This window comes from Streptomyces flavofungini (assembly GCF_041028215.1).
Classification (GTDB): domain Bacteria; phylum Actinomycetota; class Actinomycetes; order Streptomycetales; family Streptomycetaceae; genus Streptomyces; species Streptomyces flavofungini_B.
This window is the reverse complement of record NZ_JASKYR010000881.1, coordinates 1-2690: the sequence shown is the minus strand read 5'-3', so window position 1 is coordinate 2690 and position 2690 is coordinate 1. Positions and strand designations below refer to the sequence as shown.

The 2690-nt window shown below is 73.4% G+C and carries 4 protein-coding genes; 1 reads left to right on the top strand and 3 read right to left on the bottom strand.

The window, feature by feature from the left end:
* On the top strand, positions 1 to 1081 hold a 1081-nt coding region (locus AB8Z36_RS35960; RefSeq protein ID WP_369217591.1), incomplete at its 5' end, for a PP2C family protein-serine/threonine phosphatase.
* A gap of 7 nt (positions 1082 to 1088) precedes the next feature.
* Here AB8Z36_RS35960 and AB8Z36_RS35955 read toward each other — a convergent pair.
* From AB8Z36_RS35955 to AB8Z36_RS35945, 3 genes are all read right to left on the bottom strand, one after another.
* Entirely contained in the window at positions 1089 to 1475 is a 387-nt protein-coding gene (locus tag AB8Z36_RS35955) for a hypothetical protein (RefSeq protein ID WP_440582090.1), read from the bottom strand.
* The gene (locus AB8Z36_RS35950) at positions 1472 to 2161 is read right to left on the bottom strand and encodes a TetR/AcrR family transcriptional regulator (RefSeq protein WP_369217590.1); all 690 of its coding nucleotides are present in this window, start codon (positions 2159 to 2161) and stop codon (positions 1472 to 1474) included. Before AB8Z36_RS35950 ends, AB8Z36_RS35955 begins: the two co-directional genes overlap by 4 nt.
* A 67-nt stretch (positions 2162 to 2228) precedes the next feature.
* A partial coding sequence (locus tag AB8Z36_RS35945) for a flavin reductase family protein (protein ID WP_369217589.1) occupies positions 2229 to 2690 on the bottom strand: 462 nt, incomplete at its 5' end.

Genomic DNA, 2690 nt, shown 5'->3' with positions numbered 1-2690 from the left:
CCGCAGAACCGCCGCCTCGCTGCCGGACGACGGGGCGCACGAGGCCGTGGCGCGCCTCGTGACCCGCATGATGTCGGGCCGCGTCGGCGTCCGCAGCACCTTCGTGCCCGTCCCGCTCTGGCCGCACGGCTTCTTCCGGTCGGCGCCGCCCGGCGGCCTCTCCCGCGATGGCCTCTCCCGCGAGGGACTCTCCCGTGACGGCACCGGCCACGCGGACGGCGCCCGGCTCACCGTCGCCCGCAGCCGCGAGGGCTGCGCGCCCGTATGCCTCGCCGTCCCGTCGTACACCCCGGTCGGCGGCCCCGGCGCCGCCCGGCTCGTGGGGCGGCTCGCCCACGCCACCGCGCTCGCCGCCGAACGCCTGCTGATGTACGAGATGGAACGCCATATCGCCCTCACCCTCCAGCGCAGCTTCCTGCCCACACATGTGCCGCAGGCCCCCGGCACGGAGGTCGTCGTGCGCTATGAGCCCGCCTCCAACGACACCGAGATCGGCGGCGACTTCTACGCGGCGCTGCCCACCCCGGCGGGTGTGCTCACCGCCATCGGCGACGTGGTCGGCCACTCCCTGGAGGCGGCCACGGTGATGGTGGAGATCCGGCACGCGCTGCGGGCGTACTGCGTCGACGAGTCCGACCCGCGGACCCTCGCCTACCGCCTGGACAAGATGCTCCAGCACTACCACCCCGACGCCACGGCCACCCTCTGCCTGGCGCTCGTCGACCCGGCCACCGGCCGCACCCGCGTCGCCAACGCGGGACACATCCCGCCGCTCGTCGTCGACGACGGGGGCACCGCCACGTTCCTGAAGGCGCAGGGCCCGCTGCTCGGCCTCGGCCTGGACAGGCCGCCGCCCACGGAGACGGTCCTGCGGCCCACCGACCGGTTCCTGATGGTCACCGACGGCCTCATCGAGACCCGCGGCACCGACCTCGCCGCCTCCATGGAGCACTTACGCGCGGTCGCGGCCGACGCGCCCCCCGGCGTCGCCGACCTCTGCGACACCCTGCTCGCCTGCTTCGGACACGACGGCGACGACGACATCGCCCTGCTGGCTCTCCGCCTGACGAACGAGACCTGAACAGCCCCTAGCCGACCGGCTTCTCCATCAGCAGCACCCCGTACGTGCCGCCGTCGGCGGCGACCTTGCCCGCCAGCTCCCCGACGGGCGTGTACCCGACCCCTTCGTAGTACGTGCGCAGACGCGGATTGGAGGTGACGCAGTCCAGTCGGGACAGCACCCGTCCCGCCTGCGCCATCCGCCGCTCGGCCGCGGCCAGCATCTTCCCGCCGGTCTCCGGACGTGCCCCGCGCCGCACCATCAGCCGGTGCACATAGCCCGCCACGGGCGGCTGCACACCGTACGCCGCCTCGTCGTCCCACCACACCTCGTACGCCCCGACGACCGCGCCGTCCCCAAGGGCGAGCCACACGTCGGTCATCTCCGCGCCGCGGAAGGTCAGGCGTGGTGTCATGAGGTCAGGGCCGCCAGGCGGGTGATGAGGTCGGTGAAGGGGCCGTCCGGGGGCTCCTCGGAGAGGATCGCCCGGAGCAGCTCCGCCATCTCCGTGTCGTAGGCGGCGCTCACCGCGGCGAGGGCGGCGAAGTCGTGGACGAGCTGGAGTTCCAGCTCCGCGCGCGGGATGCGGCGCCCGTCCAGCCAGATCAGCGCCGTGGACTCGGCGAGCGAGATCCAGGACCGTACGACGAGTTCGAGCCTGGCGGGCGGGTCGGTGATCCCCAGGTGCGTGAGGATCTGTACGTACGCCGCCTGCCGGACCGAGTCGATCAGGGCGTTGGTCGTCGAGGAGCCGACCGCGGGGCCGCCCCGCATCAGCGCGGAGAAGCCGGGCCCGTGCTCGTCGACGAAGGACAGGAAGCGGCCCATGACGCGCAGCAGCCGCGCCCCGAGCGGACCCTCGTGCGGCTCCACGAACCGCTCGGCCAGGTCCTCGGCCGCCCGGCGCAACGCCGCTTCGTAGAGGCTGAGTTTGCCGGGGAAGTAGTGGTAGACCAGCGGCCGCGAGATGCCCGCGGCCGCCGCTATCTCATCGATGGAGACATCGTCGGGCGAGCGGTGGCTGAAGAGGTCGAGCGCGACCCCGATCAACTGCTGCCGCCGCTCCTCGACACCCATTCTGCGGCGCACCCCGGTAGTCATACGAACACCTTACCGAGCAGAACCGGCCTTTCGACGAGCCGGTGCGGGCACGGGCGTTCCCGGGTGTTCACAGATCGAGCACGAGTCGCTCACCGCGGGCGCGCGAGACGCAGATCAGCATGGAACCGGCCCGCTCGGCGTCCGTGAGCAGCTCGTCGCGGTGGTCGACCTCGCCCTCCACCACGCGCTGTTGGCACGTCCCGCAGAAGCCCTGCTCGCAGGAGTACGCCGTGTCCGGCAGCTCCGCGCGGACCGCCGCGAGCACCGTGCTGTCCGCGGCGACCGCGACCGTGCGCCCCGAGCGCCGCAGTTCGACCTCGAAGGCGTGCTCGCCCCCGGCCCCCGCACGCGGCGAGAACCGCTCAAGATGCAGCGAGCACCCCTCGGGCAGGACGGCGCCGACCGCGTCCATCAGGGGCTCGGGCCCACAGACATGGACGGCGGCGCCCGCGGGCACGCCGGTCAGGAAGGCCGCCAGGTCGGGCAGCCCCGCCTCGTCCTCGGCGACGACCGTGACCCGCCCGCGCCC